This is a genomic window from Brevibacillus borstelensis (assembly GCF_003710865.1).
GTDB lineage: Bacteria > Bacillota > Bacilli > Brevibacillales > Brevibacillaceae > Brevibacillus > Brevibacillus borstelensis.
Genome location: NZ_RHHO01000012.1, coordinates 114934 through 132343 on the forward strand (window position 1 = coordinate 114934; position 17410 = coordinate 132343).

General features: G+C 53.9%; 14 protein-coding genes. 4 read left to right on the top strand and 10 right to left on the bottom strand.

The annotated features are described in order from the left end of the window. Positions 1-37: 37 nt before the first annotated feature. From EDM54_RS06825 to EDM54_RS06835, 3 genes are all read right to left on the bottom strand, one after another. Positions 38-1198, bottom strand: a complete 1161-nt coding sequence (locus tag EDM54_RS06825; RefSeq protein ID WP_031932561.1) for a THUMP domain-containing class I SAM-dependent RNA methyltransferase — start codon at positions 1196-1198, stop codon at positions 38-40. 210 nt (positions 1199-1408) lie between these two features. Next, a complete protein-coding gene (locus EDM54_RS06830) occupies positions 1409-2704 on the bottom strand; it encodes a (Fe-S)-binding protein (RefSeq protein ID WP_031932560.1) in 1296 nt (431 codons plus the stop codon). Further along, positions 2701-4113: an FAD-binding oxidoreductase gene (locus EDM54_RS06835; protein WP_122957968.1), complete on the bottom strand. Its 1413-nt coding sequence runs from the start codon at positions 4111-4113 to the stop codon at positions 2701-2703. The genes EDM54_RS06830 and EDM54_RS06835 overlap by 4 nt, the downstream gene beginning before the upstream one ends. A gap of 463 nt (positions 4114-4576) precedes the next feature. On the opposite strand from EDM54_RS06835, the gene EDM54_RS06840 reads away from it, so the two are divergent. Beyond that, positions 4577-5299: a FadR/GntR family transcriptional regulator gene (locus EDM54_RS06840; protein ID WP_024983724.1), complete on the top strand. Its 723-nt coding sequence runs from the start codon at positions 4577-4579 to the stop codon at positions 5297-5299. A gap of 82 nt (positions 5300-5381) precedes the next feature. After that, positions 5382-6191 (top strand): bifunctional DNA-formamidopyrimidine glycosylase/DNA-(apurinic or apyrimidinic site) lyase, encoded by an 810-nt coding sequence (gene mutM, locus EDM54_RS06845; RefSeq protein WP_122957997.1) that lies wholly within the window; start codon positions 5382-5384, stop codon positions 6189-6191. A gap of 9 nt (positions 6192-6200) precedes the next feature. On the opposite strand, the gene EDM54_RS06850 is transcribed toward mutM, so the two are convergent. Beyond that, positions 6201-7106, bottom strand: a complete 906-nt coding sequence (locus tag EDM54_RS06850; RefSeq protein WP_122957969.1) for a GNAT family N-acetyltransferase — start codon at positions 7104-7106, stop codon at positions 6201-6203. 238 nt (positions 7107-7344) lie between these two features. Next, positions 7345-7740: a YkvA family protein gene (locus EDM54_RS06855; RefSeq protein WP_003388518.1), complete on the bottom strand. Its 396-nt coding sequence runs from the start codon at positions 7738-7740 to the stop codon at positions 7345-7347. A 317-nt stretch (positions 7741-8057) separates the two neighbouring features. Between EDM54_RS06855 and EDM54_RS06860 the strand changes: the two genes are divergently transcribed. After that, on the top strand, positions 8058-8702 hold the full coding sequence (locus tag EDM54_RS06860; protein ID WP_003388519.1) for a thiamine diphosphokinase: 645 nt from the start codon (positions 8058-8060) through the stop codon (positions 8700-8702). A gap of 938 nt (positions 8703-9640) precedes the next feature. Here the strand turns inward: EDM54_RS06860 and EDM54_RS06865 are convergent. Next, a complete protein-coding gene (locus EDM54_RS06865; RefSeq protein ID WP_122957970.1) occupies positions 9641-10348 on the bottom strand; it encodes a uracil-DNA glycosylase in 708 nt (235 codons plus the stop codon). A 289-nt stretch (positions 10349-10637) separates the two neighbouring features. On the opposite strand from EDM54_RS06865, the gene EDM54_RS06870 reads away from it, so the two are divergent. Further along, positions 10638-11156, top strand: coding sequence for a stalk domain-containing protein (locus EDM54_RS06870; protein WP_003388522.1), 519 nt, complete (start codon positions 10638-10640; stop codon positions 11154-11156). Between the two features lie 255 nt (positions 11157-11411). On the opposite strand, the gene EDM54_RS06875 is transcribed toward EDM54_RS06870, so the two are convergent. The 4 genes from EDM54_RS06875 to EDM54_RS06895 form a co-directional block, all read right to left on the bottom strand. After that, a complete protein-coding gene (locus EDM54_RS06875) occupies positions 11412-12878 on the bottom strand; it encodes a sigma-54 interaction domain-containing protein (protein WP_122957971.1) in 1467 nt (488 codons plus the stop codon). Between the two features lie 33 nt (positions 12879-12911). After that, positions 12912-14120, bottom strand: a complete 1209-nt coding sequence (locus EDM54_RS06880) for a trans-sulfuration enzyme family protein (RefSeq protein WP_031932553.1) — start codon at positions 14118-14120, stop codon at positions 12912-12914. Between the two features lie 687 nt (positions 14121-14807). Beyond that, positions 14808-16526, bottom strand: a complete 1719-nt coding sequence (locus EDM54_RS06890; protein WP_003388526.1) for a GMC family oxidoreductase — start codon at positions 16524-16526, stop codon at positions 14808-14810. A 14-nt stretch (positions 16527-16540) separates the two neighbouring features. Next, positions 16541-17281 carry a gluconate 2-dehydrogenase subunit 3 family protein gene (locus EDM54_RS06895; RefSeq protein WP_003388527.1) on the bottom strand — a complete coding sequence of 247 codons (741 nt, stop codon included), beginning with the start codon at positions 17279-17281 and terminating at the stop codon, positions 16541-16543. Positions 17282-17410: the final 129 nt, after the last annotated feature.

The window sequence follows — 17410 nt, forward strand, 5'->3', positions numbered from 1 at the left end:
CCCACAAGAGACGTCCCGGTTCCTTTGAACAAACGAATCAATCCGCCGGGGTTTCTGATTTGTTCGGACGGGGCGGCCGCGGTCCAAAGAACTGGTAGTAGTCGACCTTGATATTTCCGTTGTACAGCTTCCGCTTCTTGCTCGCCTTGCGTCCAAAATGCTCCTCAAACTGCTCGTCCGAGGTCAGCATGTAGATGGACCATGTATCCAAGGTCCGCAGAGCCTCCGCCATCTCCCGATACAGGCGGGCGGCTTGCTTCCAGTCTCCGAGCCGTTCGCCGTACGGCGGGTTGCAGATCAGGTAGCCGTACTTTCGCTTGGTGCGGACATTGCGGACGTCCATCTGTTGAAAATGGATGTGCTCATCTACGGCTGCTTCGGCTGCATTCCGTCTCGCGACCCGCAAAATATCCTCGTCAATATCGGTTCCGATAATCTCCAGCGGCTGGTCGTATCTGGCCAGATCATGCGTCTCGGCCCGCGCTTCCCGCCATGCCGTCTTCGGTATCGTCGGCCAGCTTTCCGAAACGAATTCCCGGTTCATACCCGGCGCGATGTTTTGCCCGATCAAAGCCGCTTCGATCGGAATTGTCCCCGAGCCGCACATCGGGTCCATCAACGTCCGGTCCGGCTTCCAGCGTGACAGCAGAATCATCGCCGCCGCCATCGTCTCCTTCAAGGGAGCTGCGCCGATCAGGCTCCGGTAGCCGCGCTTGTGGAGCCCCGGCCCCGTCGTGTCAATCGTCAAGGTCGCGATGTCCTTCAAAAGCGCTACCTCGATTTTGTACAACGGCCCCTTTTCTTCAAACCAATCCTGCTTGTACGTCTTTTTCAGACTTTCCACGACTGCCTTTTTGACGATCGCCTGGCAGTCCGGTACGCTGAACAGCGTTGATTTTACCGATTTTCCTTCGACGGGGAATGTCGCATCTGCCGGTATCCAATCCGACCACGGAAGCGCTTTTGTCTGCTCAAACAGCTCGTCAAACGTCGTCGCCCGAAACTCCCCTATCTTTAGACGCACGCGATCCGCCGTTCGTAACCATAAATTTGTCCGGGGAATCGCGGAAATATCTGCCGTAAACTCAACTTTTCCATTTTCTACTCTGACATCCTGATAGCCCAGTGCCCTAACTTCATCGGCTACCACTGACTCCAGGCCAAATGTCGCCGTTGCGATCAATTCCACTTTTTGCATTCCATAATCTCCTGTCCGTGCGTAAATGGGAGGGTCTTTCCCCCTATACTATATTACCCGATTCTGCTGGTGTATTGGTAATCTTCTACAGGGGCAAACCAAAAAGTCCCGTCCAAACGGAAACGGGACTATGATCGTACGGTATGAAACGGCTCGCATTTGTCTGTTTCTTGGCAATTGGCGGCCTGCGGAGGAACCAATTGATCAGCCTTACAATGCCCGGGCCAGCAAATCCATGATGTGGACCGCTTCCATCTGCCCCTCCAGCCCTGCGCGCATGATGCCTTTTTTCATTTGCAGGAGACAGCCGGGATTGGATGTGACGATTACGCGGGCCTTTGTTTCCTTTACATGCTCCATCTTGCCGTCGAGAATTTGCATCGACATGTCGAAGTTGGTGATGTTGTAAATTCCCGCGGAGCCGCAGCAGCTGTCCGCACCGGTCATTTCAATCAGCTCGACGCCGGGGATGCTCCTCAGTAGCTGGCGCGGCTGGTTGCGAACGCCCTGTCCGTGAGCCAGGTGACAGGAATCCTGATAGGTGACACGGACGTTGAGCGGCTTGGAAAAGGTCAGCGGCGGCAGCTCGGCCAAAAGCTCGTTTGCGTCTCTCACCTTGGAGACAAACGCCATGGCCCGCTCCTTCCACTCGGGATCGTCGTGGAACCAGTGGTGGTACTCCTTCAACGCCGCGCCGCAGCCGCCTGCGTTGTTGACGACGAAGTCCACTCCGGCCCGCTCGAACGCTTCCATGTTGCGCTTGGCAAGCTCGACTGCCCCTTCCTTTTCTCCCGCATGAGCGTGCAGCGCCCCGCAGCATACCTGGTTTTCCACGAAAACGACCTCACAGCCCGCTTTTGTCAAAAGCCTTGCCGTCGCCTGATTCGTCTCGAAAAACATCACGTCCATGATGCAGCCCGTAAACATCCCGATCTTCAGGGCGGCCTTTCCTTCCGCTTTCATTACTTTTTCCCGCTGCTTGCGCTCCCTCGGGGAAGCGATTTTGTCGACCGCTTGCTGCATCTCTGCAAGCTCCCGCGGCAGAATGTTGATCAGCCCGGTCTTGTTGGCCATTGTTTGGAGTCCTGCGCTTTGAGCTGCCCATAGAGCCGTACCCAAGGCTTGCATCCGCTCCGGATAAGGAAATACCTTGTCGAACACGAGCTGGCGAAGAAAAGGCGGTGTGGCTTCGCTTTTTTTGTTGTCCTCGACTACTTCCCGCGCCGTTTCCACGAGACTGCCGTAAGGGACCCCCGCCGGACAAGCCGTCTCGCACGCACGGCAGCCAAGACAGGCGTACATGTTTTTCTCGAATTCCGGGTCTACGGAAAGCTGGCTGGTGGCAACGCCTTTCATGAGAGCGATGCGCCCGCGGGGGCTGTGCGATTCAAGGCCCGTTTCCCGGTAGGTCGGACAGGCCGGCAAGCAAAAACCGCAGTGCATGCAGTTCATGATCTCGTCCATGTTGAATTTCGACAGCAGCTCCTGACTGGTCGTCTTGCTCATCGTTTCACCACCACTCTGCGCCGGCCGCTGCTTGCGAACATTTTGCCGGGATTCATGATGTTGTTCGGGTCAAAAGCGGCTTTGATCCGCTTCATCAGCTCGATGCCGCCCGCACCTACTTTCAGGTCGAGGTAGTTCCTCTTGGCCATCCCTACGCCGTGCTCCCCGGTTATTGTTCCGCCCAGGCGAATCGCGGCGTGAAAAATTTCTTCAAACGCCTGCTCTACCCGGTGGATCTCTTCCTTGTCCCGCTCATCGGTCATGCAGGTGGGGTGCAAATTCCCGTCCCCTGCGTGACCGAACGTACAGATCTGCACCTGGTACTTTTCAGCGATTCGCTCCACTTCTTCGACCATCTCGGCCAAACGGGAGCGGGGCACTGTCGCGTCTTCGAGAATCGTGGTAGGACGCAGCCGGGAAAGCGCCGCCAAAGCTGAACGTCGGGCCGCCAGAAGCTTGGCTCCCTCCTCGGCTGTTTGCGCCAATTTGACTTCGGCCGCCCCCTGCTGCCTAGCGATCTCCGCGATCCGTTCCATATCCCGGACGACCAGCTCCTCCGGCCCGTCCTGCTCGATCAAGAGCATCGACTTCATCTCCAAAGGCAGGCCCAGCTTGGCAAAGTCATCGACGACCTTCATCGTGGACTGGTCCAAAAACTCGATCGTCGCCGGAATAATCTTGGAGGCAATCACTGTTTCCACTGTCTTGGCTGCGTCGACGAGGTTGGTATAGTAGGCGACCAGCGTCCGCTTCGTCTCCGGCAGGGGAAGCAGCTTTACCGTAATCTCGGTAATGACGCCGAGTGTACCTTCGGAGCCGACCATCAGTCTCGTCATATCATAGCCGGCCACGTCCTTCATGTTTTTTCCGCCGCAGCGAAGCACTTCTCCGGACGGCAGGACGTATTCCAGCCCCAGTATGTAGTCCTTGGTGACCCCGTATTTCAGTCCTCTCATCCCGCCTGCGCACTGGGCCATGTTTCCGCCGACAGTGGATATCCGCATACTCCCCGGATCGGGCGGATAAAACAGGCCCTCCGCTTCGACTGCCTGATGCAGGTCGGCAGTCACGACACCGGGTCCCAGCGTTGCCGTCAGGTTTTGCTTGTCGATTTCGTAAATGCGGTTGAACCGGTTCATATTCATGACGATGCCGCCCTCGACAGGGATTGTCCCCCCTGCGAGGTTCGTCCCCGAGCCGCGTGGTATGATCGGTATGCCGTGAACGTTTGCCAGCCTAAGCACAGCCGACACCTCTTCTACGCTGCCCGGCATCGCCACCGCATCCGGCATGGCTTGGTGGATGGGCGTCGCGTCATAGGAATACGCGTACAGTTCATTCGGCGTGTCGAGCAAATATTTTTCTCCTACAATCGCTGACAGCTTTTTGCGAATTTCTGTATCCAGCATGTCTAATCCCCCGTTTTAGTGATCAGGTCATCTGATGACTTTTGTCAAATAGTAACGCTTGGCAAGTAGAAACACCAAGTCTCCAGCCGTTGTCCATCAGGCAGCGAACGCCGATACTGCCTGGCCTGCTTCTGAAAAACCCTTGCTACATACCAGTTTATCATATATACCTAAATATTGAATCTATTTTAAAGAATCACAAAGTCAATTTTTGATACTTTGCTCTCGTCTTCACTCATCTGATGACTATACGACTGAATATTCCCAAAATATAGTTTCGAGACAGCTTCCAGCATCCAGCCATGCTCTCCTCGAAAAAAGATGTGACGGAAGCAAACCAACTATACGCGGCTGTGATCTTTTTCCGCATCGACACTGTTTTACTAGACAAACCTGAGGCAGATGCTTCGGGGGTTCCCGTATAGTAAAATGATTTCAGCACAAGGTAAAGGGTGGAAGCACATTGCCAATTCAGCAAATATCCAACAAAAAGATATATGAAGCCGTCACCGACGAGCTAAAGCAAATGATAATGGAGGGGCAGGTAAAGCCCGGGGATAAACTGGATTCCGTGCAGGCTTTGGCGGAAAAATTCCAGGTCGGACGATCTGCGGTCAGAGAAGCATTGAGCGCCCTGCAGGCGATGGGCCTGGTGGATATAAAGCAAGGCGAGGGCACCTTTATCCGCAAGTTTGAAACGTCCAGCCTGACCGCTCCCCTCTCTACCATCCTGATGGGTTCCGAAGACATTCTGGAGCTATTGGAAGTCCGCAAAATCCTGGAGGTCGGGAGTGCCGGTCTGGCTGCGCGAAAATGGGAAGAAGACGACCTGGCTGCGCTCAAACAGGCATTGGATGACATGAGGGCAGGCACCGATTCGGAAGAGGCGAGCGAACAGGCCGACATCGACTTTCACCAGGCGATCGCGCAGGCCAGTCACAACCGGCTGTTGATCGACATGATGAAGACGATCTCCGGAGCCATGACGAAGAGCATGCGGAACACCCGCAAAATGTGGCTGTTTGGCGAGAGGGCGAGCACGGAAAGACTGTACGAGGAACACGTCTTGATCTACAGGGCAATCCGCGAACGCGACGCCTTGATGGCGCAGCAGAGAATGCTCCACCATTTGCTGAAAGTCGAGGATGTGCTGCTAAACCGCCTGGAGCTTGGCAACGACGAGTAGCACGCAGACGCTCTGAGGCAGGACGCAGAAGACAGACGCTTTGAAACAGAACGGGGAAAACAGACTGGAGGGATATACGAAAATGCCGGAGCTGCCGGAAATGGAGACCTATCGCAGACTGCTGCAGGAGCGTTTAACCGGACAGGCGATTACAGATGTCAGCGTGCAGCGGGAGAAAACGATCAATATACCCGCAGCGGCCTTTGAAGAGCATGTGAAAGGCACTGCTTTTTCCACGGTCGAACGCAGAGGAAAGCACATCTTGTTCCGGCTGCAATCGGGCCGTGTTTTGTTGCTGCATCTCATGCTCGGCGGTTTTCTGTACTGGGGGACCGCGGAGGACAAGCTCGACCGGACTGCCCAGATGACGATCTCAGTGGGACGGCACGTTCTCTACTTTCACGGGCTGCGCCTCGGGTACTTGCATCTGCTGACGCAGGAAGAAGCGGAAAACCGGTTGGCGAAGCTCGGTCCCGAGCCGCTCGACCCCCTGTTTACCGCAGAGCAGTTTACCCGCTTGATACAGAAAAAGCGCGGCGTTCTGAAAGCCGCGCTGGTCGATCAGCATGTGCTTGCCGGCATTGGCAACTGTTATGCCGACGAGCTTTGTCATCACGCAGGGATCTTGCCGCTCCGCCGCATCCCTTCCCTCCAGCCGGAAGAGGAAAAACGGCTGTTTCACTCGCTGCAGGCTGTCCTCCACGATGCCTTGGAGCACGGCGGCTACATGGAAACGCCGTTTTTCCGCGGAGACGGTCTGACGGGCGGCTACAATGAACACTGCCGCGTCTATGATCGCGGAGGCGAGCCGTGCCCCCGTTGCGCTCATCCGATTACACAGGACATATGGTCATCCCGCAAAGTGTTCTACTGCACAGGCTGTCAGCAATGAAAAAGCCAGTCAGCCTTTTCTCTCCATCTGACGGGTCATGAATACCTGCTCATTGCCTGATGGGGCAAATCCCGCTTCCTCCAGTACCCGAAGAACCGTTTCCTGTGAGGCCGGGAAATTAAAGGTTCCCCTACGGCACGTATAGTCAAGCGGCCCGTAGGCATGGGCGAGCGCAAAACGAACGATGTCCTCCGCATCCGCTCGGTCAGGGTGATATGCACACTGACGCAAGGTGATCGCAGCCAGCTTTCCTTCCTCGTCGAAGGTCCGTTTGTACAAGGCGTAGCCAAGCGTCTCGCCCAGGGCATCCTCCACAAATACAGCCTCACCGTCGCGGAGGCTTTGCCACTGATTCTGCCAGGGAATGCTCGCCGGGGAAAAGGAAAGCGAAGCGGACTCCTGCGGAATTCCCCTGCGAATCCGGTACGGAAGCGAGGCCGGATCGCCGAACGGATGCGCGCTGGCAAACGCTTCATTATGCTGCCAGAACAAGAGCTTGTCAACCACTTCATAGCCGAGCTGCCGGTACAGCGAGATCGCCTTGTCGTTTTGACTGACTGCCTCCAAAGTGGCCAGCTCCACCTCCGCTTCCCGGTACAGGGCAAGTGTGGCTTCCATCAAGCTTTTGCCCAAGCCCTGACGCCGGTACTCTGTCGCTACTCCGGTGCCGCCGTTCCAGGCCACCTTTTTTCCGCCAATCGTTCTCACACCGCTCGCCACAACCCCCACCGGCGCTCCGTCTGCAAAGGCAACGACGGAAAGGGAAGCAGCATACCCTTCGGTTCCCAGCCTTTGAATCATGTTTTCCACCGTCATATTGACAGGGAAAAAGTACCCCTCAAATCCTCTGTTCCAGGCCTCGGTAATTTCAGACAACGTACACTCCGGAAAACGCTTGATGGAAATCGTGGACACGGGTAATCACTCTCCGTCTTTTTTATAAAAAGCTCGACTTCACCCATCCTTCGGCGAGATTTGCATGGATGCAGGAAGCAAGGAGTGGAATGGTCTTGGTTCGATAAAAAATTTTTAATCAATAAATTCGCAAGATTCAATCGTTTTGTTTTGGTTTCGATCATCCTGGCCATATCGCTTCACTCGAAAAGAAAACCTCTTGTTTACGTGGCTGAAGAAGGAAGAAAGCTGTGTCAGCCTACTCTTCCTTCTTGCTGTTCAGCTTCTCATCGATCTCGGAAAGTTCGTCCAGCACTTCCGTCCCGAACCAATCCGTCAGCTTGCCGCGGGCCTTTCCTTTGACATCGTCGTCAATATAGACAGCGACCATGAGCAAGGCTCCGATCAGCGTTGTCAGGTCATCTCCATATCCCACGACCGGCGTAATATCCGGCACCACATCCAACGGAGTGATGAAGTAGCCCAACGCCCCTAATATGACCGTTTTCGCCCACGCAGGCGTTTTGGGATTTTGCAGGGCGTAATAGAGCAGCAGCGCTACGTAAACTACTTTTCCTCCCGCTTTTTTGGCGAACTTCTTCACTTTGTCCCAAAAGGATTCTTCCGTGTACACCTTCGTATAATTATCGGACATGCTCTCGCCTCCAATAGTCATCTATCTTGGATAGTAAAAGTATCGTAGTACGTTTCCGGCATAGAAAGCAAGCGGGAGGTAGTACCTGTATTGCTTGAGTGCTTGCAGTGTTTGCAGTGTTTGCAGTGTTTGCATTGCCTGCATTGCCTGCATTGCCTGTATTGCCTGTATTGCTTACAGTAACTGCAATGTCTGCCCCTCCTGTCTCTTAACCGCACCTGCATGGTAAGATAAAGAAAGATGCTGTCAGGCTTGGCCGCTCAACAAATCAGCCTTTTCCTTTGACAGCCGCGAATCCACGTAAATGAGGGAACATCATGGAGAAATCGTCCAAAATCATACTGTTTGCAGGAGGAAATCTGGGCAGTTGGGCTTTGGAAGAAATAGACGAGGATGCCTTTTTGGTCGGAGTCGACCGAGGAGCGTTATTTTTGATACAAAACGAGAGACGTCCCCATCTGTCCATCGGGGACTTCGACTCGGTCACACCCGATGAGCGGGAGATCATCTGCCAAAACAGCGAGGAAATGCGTTCCTGCGACCCGGTCATGAAGGACTTGACTGATACGGAGATGGGCCTTCTCTGGGCGCTGGAGCAGCAGCCGGCTGAGATCGTTCTCGTCGGAGCGTTGGGCTCCCGGTTCGACCATACGCTTGCCAATGTTCACTTGCTGTCAAAAGGGCTGAAGGCTGGCGTGCCCTGCCGGATCGTGGACGAAAAAAACGAGATCATGCTCGTCACCGACCGAATCACCCTGCGGAAAAGCCGGTATTCCCACGTCTCCCTGCTGCCGCTCACAGAGACGGTCAGCGGAATCACCCTATCCGGCTTTCAGTACCCGCTGGACAAGGCGACTCTGCGGATGGGCGACACGCTGGGCATAAGCAACGTACTGGTTTCGGAAACCGGAACGGTTTCGATCGAGGCCGGTTGCCTGATTGTGATTCAGAGCATGGATTAGACAGTGAATCTCTCTGGCTGCGGGGAGAAGCTTTTTTTCTACTTTCAAAAAGCGGCTGCGGTGGAGAGAAGCCTGTTTCCACTCTCCGCTCCGGTCTTCGTCCCGCAAAGAAGCTGGGACTGTCCGCTCCGCAATGCTCCCGAGGGAATCGCAAAACGACGCGCAGCTGCGAAGTGTATTCATAGGTTGCGATTCTGCTTCCTCGGGATCATTGCGGAGCTGGGCCGGACTTCGCTAGTCGCTCCGACTGGAAACAGGCTTCTCTGGCGAGCGGGATTTGCTTCTCCCAGCTTTAAAGAGCATGTGGGATCGTTCAAAGGTGTCTAAGGTTCACCTGTCAGTAGGTTGGCTTCTAATTGACTACGGATTTCGAGCAAAAAGTCATGACCACAACTCTGGCTAAAAACCTCCGCAAGCATTTATCAGCAACTGACTTCATGTTGTTTAAGGCCCACGACAAGCCTGATCTCAGCAATCTGACGGATGTTCATTTATACGAGCTTCCTTGCAAACCAGCCTCTCTAAAAACAGTTCGGGCGTATGTCCGAACTGTTTTTTACGAGAAAACCAACAGATGTAGAGATGAAAAAGGAGAAAACCGCGAAGGTCTTTGGGACACCTCCCAGGCGGAATGGAAAAAGCAAAACACGCTTTTAGCGTCCAACTCTGAAACGCTCCATCGAGCAGTCTGCTTTTGGACGCGGTTTTGCTTTTGGAATGGAGCCGGCCAGTCCAGCCCCTTCGCAGTGTCCCACCGAACCTTGAGCTGTTTTCTCCTTTTTCATCTCCTCCACTAGAGCCGGTCCAACCACAAAAAAGAAAAGCGACTGCGTTTGAAGAGAAGCCTGTTACCGCTCCCCGCTCCGGCCTACGTCCTCCAGAGGAACGGTGCCTACCTGCATACTCACATCATTCATGGCTCGCTCATTTTCTAAAGCTTACGACCGAGCCGCAGTCGCCTCTTCCAGCTCCGCCTGCAAAGGAAGCTGCCAATCGATCTCCTGCATTCCCTGCGAACGCAAAAACTGGTTGGTCCGCGAAAAGGGGCGGCTGCCAAAGAATCCGCGATTGGCCGAAAACGGGCTTGGATGCGGAGACGCAATGATGAAATGCTTGTTCGTATCAATAAATGACGCCTTTTCCTGCGCATGCCGTCCCCACAGAATAAACACCAGCGGCGTTTCCCGGTCGTTCAAAGCGGCGATCACCCGGTCCGTAAAAATTTCCCAGCCTTTGCCTTTATGAGAGTTGGGATTTCCTCCCCGTACCGTCAACACCGTGTTGAGCAGCAGCACGCCCTGCTTGGCCCAATTGACCAAATACCCGTGCTGCGGGATCGTACAGCCCAAGTCGCTTTGAAGCTCCTTGTAAATATTTTGCAAGGACGGCGGCGTCGCTACCCCCGGCTTGACAGAAAAACTGAGTCCATGTGCCTGACCAGGACCGTGATACGGGTCCTGGCCGAGGATGACGACCTTGGCTTCCCGATATGGTGTGAGGTGAAGCGCATTGAATATATCGTACATGTCAGGATAGATTGCCTGGCTCTGGTATTCTGTTTTCAAAAATTCACGAAGCTGGATGTAGTATGGCTTTTCAAACTCGTCCGCCAATATCTCAGCCCAATCGTTCCGCAAAATAGACATGCTAGACACCTGCCTTTTCTCAGTAAAGCTTTCCCTCTATCATACCCTCTTCTAATTTGCTAGAAAAGAGACCGGGAAATCATCCCGCCATCAGACGGGCCTTCTTTCCTTGCCTGCCCGGGAAAACCATCCCCCTGCTAGGACCAACGCAGAGGGAACAGAATGCCTTTTTCCCGGTTTCTGGGCGTTCGCTCCTATGACCCTTGCTTGATAGCTTGGTCCTATGTTTTTTGTCATAATATCCCTTGGAATTCATTCATAGAAATAGAGATGGGAAAGAGGGTTTTTCATGAAGTGGGATGTGAAGTCATTTGTTGGGGGAATTGTCGTGGGATCAGCACTGTTCTCCGGACTGGCCTTGGCGGCACCAGCGTACCCGGATTCAAGCGAGATCAACAAGACGCCGTTCACCTATTATTTTGACGGAGTGCCAAAATCACCAGCGATGGACGTACAAGGAATATTGTACAAAAATTCAGTCTATGTACCCATCCGTTTTGTCGCGGAAAATCTCGGCAAGTCAGTCATTTACGACGGGAAAACCAAATCGATCTATCTCGGCAAGCTTCCCGCCGGGAAAATGTATTCCAAAATGGAAGCCGTCGAGCTGGTCAAAAAGAAATTCGCGGGCAGCCTGACACCGCAGCATATCGTCGAATACGATCATGACGACGAAAAAGGGCACTACGTCATCCAGATATACCAGACCGTAGTGAACAACTTCCAATCCGGCGACAGCTACACGAGCACGTATGGATGGTTTGTCGTCAATCCGAATACGGGTGAAATTCGTTCATTGCTTCAATAGCGACAGCATTCATTTTCACGTTTGGCCAAAGTCGCCTTCTGTCCGTTTATTTGGCGCTTGGCAGGCAAACCATGCAATGTCGCAGGAGTTTGTACCGGTCTTTTATTGACATAATCGACCATTCATGCAGAAAGCAGCGGCCCCAAAAGGGACGCTGCTTTTTTGCGACCCCAAGGCTGCTTTTCCCGGGGCTGGCGCTCGTAGAATAGGCCAAGACTGAGGTGACTGACAAGCATACACTCCGCCGAACCACAGTCAAATCAGCCTGTGCTTCTCCAGCTTTCGGTAAAGCGTGGACAGGCTGATTTGCAGCTCCTCCGCAATCCTCGTCTTGTCGCCCCCCCATTTGGGCGAGCGAAAATACTGCTGCAAAATATCTCGCTCATACACGGCTACCATATCCTCCAGGCTTCCGCTGGCCGCCTCGCCTCCCGTCTGTTCAGATACTGCCGGCAGCTCAAGCTGCGCCAGGTATTCCGGCAAGTCGCCAGCTCCGATCACCGTATCCTCGGCCATATTGACCATGTATTCGATCGCGTTCTCCAGTTGTCTGATGTTTCCCGGCCAATCATAGCCTTTCAACCGTTCCATCACGTCCAGATCGACCTCTATTCGACCTTTTTGCAGGAGGGCTCCATACTTGTTCAAAAAATGGTGAATGTAGAGCGGAATGTCCGCCCGCCGCTCCCGAAGAGGCTGCAGCCGAAGCGGAATGACGTTTAGCCGGTAGTACAAATCCTCCCGAAACGCACCTTCCCTCACCATGCTTTCCAAATCCCGATGTGTCGCCGCGATGACCCGCACGTCCACAGCGACAGGCTTGACGCTGCCTACGCGGTCCACCGTCCGCTCTTGCAGCACGCGAAGCAGCTTGGGCTGGAGCGAAAGCGGAATATCTCCGACCTCGTCAAAAAAAATCGTGCCCTTGTGCGCCAGCTCGAATTTCCCCGGCTTTCCCTCTCGTCTCGAACCGGTAAAAGCTCCTCCCTCGTAGCCAAACAGCTCGCTCTCCAGGAGGGTTTCCGGAATCGCCGCGCAGTTTACAGCTATAAATGGATGCGCAGCGCGGTTGCCTTCGCTGTGAATCGCACGCGCCAACAGCTCCTTGCCCGTCCCGCTTTCACCGCGAATCAGCACTGTAGAGAGGCTGTCTTTCACCTTTTTCGCTTTGCGGATGACCTCCTGCAAGCCGGTTTCCGCTCCGATCAGCTGGGCGAAATAGACGGCCTGGGCAGGGTCATAGGGCAATTCCTCCTGGATATTGCAGCCTTGTCTGCTCTCTTCCTCCAGCTCCAGCAGCTTGTGCACGATCAGAGCACTGGTATGGTGCAAAAACGTCATCAGCTTTTCCGAATGCTGTAGCATCTTCTCTTTTTGCTCGGGCAAAAAACCGATGAGGCCGATCACACCAACGGTCTTTTCCCGTTTGTGAACCGGAAACCCGATCGTCGCGAGCTCCCTGCACTGCAGCAGAAACTTGCAGTTCATGCACTGGGATTCGTTCTTCTTCATGTCGTAAATGATACCCGGCTGCCCGGTCTGCAAAATCATCCGAAAAAACGAACCTTCCGGGGCTGGCAAACCGATCAGGTCCCGGTAATCTCCGGTTCCGCTGACCCGGATGCCCTGTTCATCCAGAATAGTGACATCAAGCCCCAGCACCTCCGCAATATTATCCGCGTACCCCTGAATAAATGTGCGGATGCGAGAAAATTCCGTCATGCCCCGACCTCCCTGCCATTTCCCGGTCAAACGTTACACGCCGGCAGACACGTGATTCGCAAGCGGCCGAAGCGCCTGCTCCAGATCTTCGATAATGTCCGACACATCCTCCAGGCCCGTAGACAGCCGGATCAACCCTTCCGTAATATGAAAGGCTTCCCTCTCCTCTGGCGGTATGGAAAAATGCGTCATGGACGCTGGATGCTGAACCAGTGTTTCCGGATCTCCCAAGCTAAACGATATCATAGCCAGGCGCAGTCCGTTAATGAAAGATTTTGCTGCTTCATATCCGCCCCTTACTTCAAACGAAACAATTCCGCCCATCCCGCTCATCTGCCTTTTCGCCAGCTCGTGCTGCGGATGCGAGGCAAGACCCGGATAATACACCCGTTCGATCGCCGGATGCGCCTCCAGATACCGGGCAATCGCCTCCGCGCTCTGGCAGTGCTGGCGAATCCGCAAGCCCAGCGTCTTGAGCCCGCGCAAAATCAAAAAGGCATCCCAGGCGTTCAAATTTTGGCCCAGATCACCCATGATATTTTTCCGAATAAACCGGATCACATCCTGTTTGCCAACGATGAAGCCAGCGATCACATCGCCATGGCCGTTTAGATACTTGGTCGCGCTGTGTACGACCACATCGGCCCCCAGTTCCAGAGGCTTTTGCAGGTACGGCGTCATGAACGTATTGTCGACAATGACCGTAAGTCCGTGCTCGTGGGCCAGTCGGGAAAGCTCCCGGAGATCCAGGACTGTCAGACATGGATTGGAAGGCGTCTCCAGATAAAGCACCCGCGTGTTCGGCTTGATCGCCTGTTTCACAGCAGCGAGCTTGGTACAATCGACAAAATCGACCTCAATCCCGTAGCGTGGAGCAAGCGAAGTCAAAAATTTATGGCTGCCGCCGTACACATCCTTGGTACATACGACGTGGTCACCCTGCTTCAAAAAAGCGAGCAAAGCCCCGGAGATCGCCGCCATGCCGCTGCTGACGCCCAAAGCCGCCTCGCCATTCTCCAACGCGGCGATCTTCATCTCCAAAGAAGCAATCGTAGGGTTGCCGTAGCGTCCATAGTACGTTCCCTCCCTCTCCCCGGATACAACCGCAGCCGCGGCATCCGCATCGGAAAACGCATAAGCCACCGCCGGTACAACTGCCGGAGCTACCGCCCCCGTCTTATCGCAAGGCTGATGCCCGGCATGAATCAACGCTGTATCCATCTTCCATTTTTTTGCGTCCATGATGCTTCTTCCTCTCACTGTTCGTTTGCCTTTTACTTTTGCAAGGATTGTGCCAATTCTGCAATTAACTTAAATACCGAAACTAAGCGTTCCAAAACCGCCTTATTTTCCTTACCAACACGGTGTTTTTCCCTATTGGAGAAAAAGGCCGGAAACCGACCCGCAAATTTCCCCAACAAATCTACACCCGTTTTTTCGCATTTTCGCTAAACGTTTTAGCAAAACTGACAATCAGTGTGGAGAATGGACTTTGAAAGTGAAGAATGAAGGCTCGGGTGTCTGACTGACTACTGCGTACTCGAGCGTTTGAGTGGGCGCTGCGACCAACTGATAAAACCTAAAAGCTGTAGAGATGAAAACGGAGAAAAACGCGAAGGTCTTTGGGACACCAACCCAGGCTCCATTCCAAAAGCGAAACACGCTTTCAGCGTCCAACCTCTGAGATACCCCCTGAAACCGCTGCTTTTGGACGCGGTTTCGCTTTTGGAATGGAGCCGGACAGTCAATCCCGAGCAAGTGTCCCACCGAACCTGTAGCGTTTTTCTCCGTTTTCATCTCCTTCACGAAAGTCAGGCCCAGGTACGCTAGAGTCCGCCCCAGATGCGTATCATCAAGAAAAAAGAAGGAAGCGCCCAAGACGCCCCCTTCTTCAAACAGCCAGGTCCCTCCATCGAAAGACCAAACCACCTACACAAGCAGCCCTCCGTTGCCTTTCGCGTACTTCGCAATCCCCTCTGCCGCCCGGTAAGCAAGCGCCCCCACAGTATCTGTCGGGTTGTAACCACTGTTGTGGGGGAAAGCCGACGCACCGACCACAAACAAATTTTCCACATCCCACATCTGCAAGTAGTTATTCACGGCAGAAGTGTCAGGCGAGGCACCCATGATAACTCCACCCGTATTGTGAGTGGACTGATACGGGGTAATGTCGTATGGGCCAAGCTCGCGCCTCACATCGATATGGGTCGCTCCCATTTCCTTTAAAATTTGTCCACACTTGTCCGCCGTGAAGGCAGCCAATTGACGGTCCTGCTCTTCAAAGTCAAAGGTAATGCGCATCAACGGATCGCCGAAGACGTCCCGATATGTCGGGTCAAGATCGAGGAAGTGGTGCCTGAAGGGCATGGACGCCCCCTGGGCTCCGACTCCGAGGGCCCTGTTGAAATACTTGAGCGAAGCTGCCTTATATTCCTTGCCCCAGTTCGGCGTACCTGAAGGAACCGGATTGTTGGCGATCGGACGCTGTCCGGTCTGCGAAAGGCTGATGCTCGCTCCGTGCAGGAACTTCAGATCGGAGTGATCAAAGTTGTCCCCGTTGTAATCGTCCAGCGTCATGCCGAGAGAGCCTGCTCCTGCGTACAGGTTAAACTCCTTGTCTTCAAAGAAGCCTGTCGCTCCCCCGCGGATTACCTGATACGCATAGTTCTTCCCGATTACTCCTCTTCCGGTAGCCGGATCGTACGGACGGCCCAGCTTGGACAAGAGCAAAAGACGGGCGTTGTTGAACACGTAGCTGGTCAACACGACAATGTCCGCCGGCTGTTCGAATTCCTCTCCGGTCGTCACGTCTGTGTAGAGAACACCTGTCGCCTTGTTGCCGGTATGTAAAATTCTCCGTACATGGGAATGCGTCCGGATCTCAAACTTGCCCGTCTTTTTCGCCACAGGAATCACGGTTACGACCGGGTCGGCTTTGGCTCCGTACTCACAGCCAAACCGCTCGCAATATCCGCAATATTGGCAGGCGGCCCGCGATACTCCATCCGGGTTCGTATACTGCTGCGACAAGTTGGCCGAAGGCATCATGTAGGGGTGAAGCTTCAGCTTTTTAGCCGCTTCGGCAAACATTTTCATGGCCGGTGTCTGCTTCATCGGCGGTGTGGGGTATGGACTTGATCGTTTTCCGGCCAGCGGATTTTCCTCACCGGAGATCCCGCAGAGTTTTTCAAAACGGTCGTAGTACGGCTCCAACTGATCATAGGTGATGCCCCAATCCTGGATGGTCATGCCTTCGGGAATTTTCTTCTCGCCGTACCGCTCAATCGTCTTGCTGCGAATCTCGAAATCATACGGCAAAAAGCGGAAGGTCTGTCCATTCCAGTGGACACCGGCACCGCCCAATCCCGTCCCCAGCAAGAAGGAACCGTAGCTCCGCATCGGCAGCGCTCTGATCCTCGTATTGCTTCGGAAAGTAATCGTTTCCTTGGATAAATCCTGCATCAGCTCGTAGCGGAGAGCGTAGCGCAGCTCGTCGTGGACCATGAAATAGTCCTCCGTTTTTCGCTCTTTCCCTCGCTCCAAACCTACTACAGTCATGCCTTGCTTCGTCAATTCCGAGGCGATGATTCCTCCGCCCCAACCAACTCCGACAATCACGACATCTACCTTGGGCAGTCTTCTGGGCATGTCCGATCCCCCTCTTATCCGTGCTGATGGTCACGCAAGCTTTTTGGTTCCATTTTGACAAATTGGTCTTGCTCGATTACCTGGGTATAAGCCATCTGGTTCCCCGGGTAATTTTTCAGCCTCCAGCCGTCCATGTTTTTGTTGCCGCCGTAAAGCGGATCAGCGTAGACGCCCTCCATCGTGCTGGCACGCAGCATCTTGAAGAAGCCGCTGGCAGAGATGGTGGTCAACTTCACTTCGTCCGCTTCAAAGGCTTTTAATACAGCATCTTGCTGATCTGCCTCCAATTCGTAGAAACGCTTCCCGTATTTCGTTGTACTGTAGTTGTTCATTTCCTGAATCCCGATATCAAAAATTTCCCGCCTTCTGAGCCGGCCTTGATATCCTTGGGTAGCTTCACCGGGATAAAAAGGGCCTTGCATATAATCGCGGGCATTGAATCCCCAATCCCCTGCCAGTTGGTGGTCGATAAAATAAGCTGCACCAAGGGTTCTGGCTCCGGGGCCGTTCTCATCCTCAGGGAAAATCCTCTCTGTCGCCGCATCAACCACCCGGAATTGCTCCGGTGAAAAATACATCAGAGCCTGATTGAAGTCGGCCGGTGCAGGAGCTGCCGCAGGTGGGGGCGGGGCCTGTGTCCTGAGCAAGCTGCCCGCAACGCCGCCTACTACCAGACCGCCCAGAACCAAACCGGAGTTTTTCAAGAATTTCCTTCTTGAAACGGCTTGCTCTTGTCCTTCGTTTGTCTGTGCCAAAGCTACCACCTCCTGAATGTATATCTTTTATGTGTGCAATTCTTCGGCAAAATAACCATTTTCTCCAAAAAAATTTCCAACTGCGGACATCAATAAATAGGCAATAATCGGCAAATCATATCGGGTAGC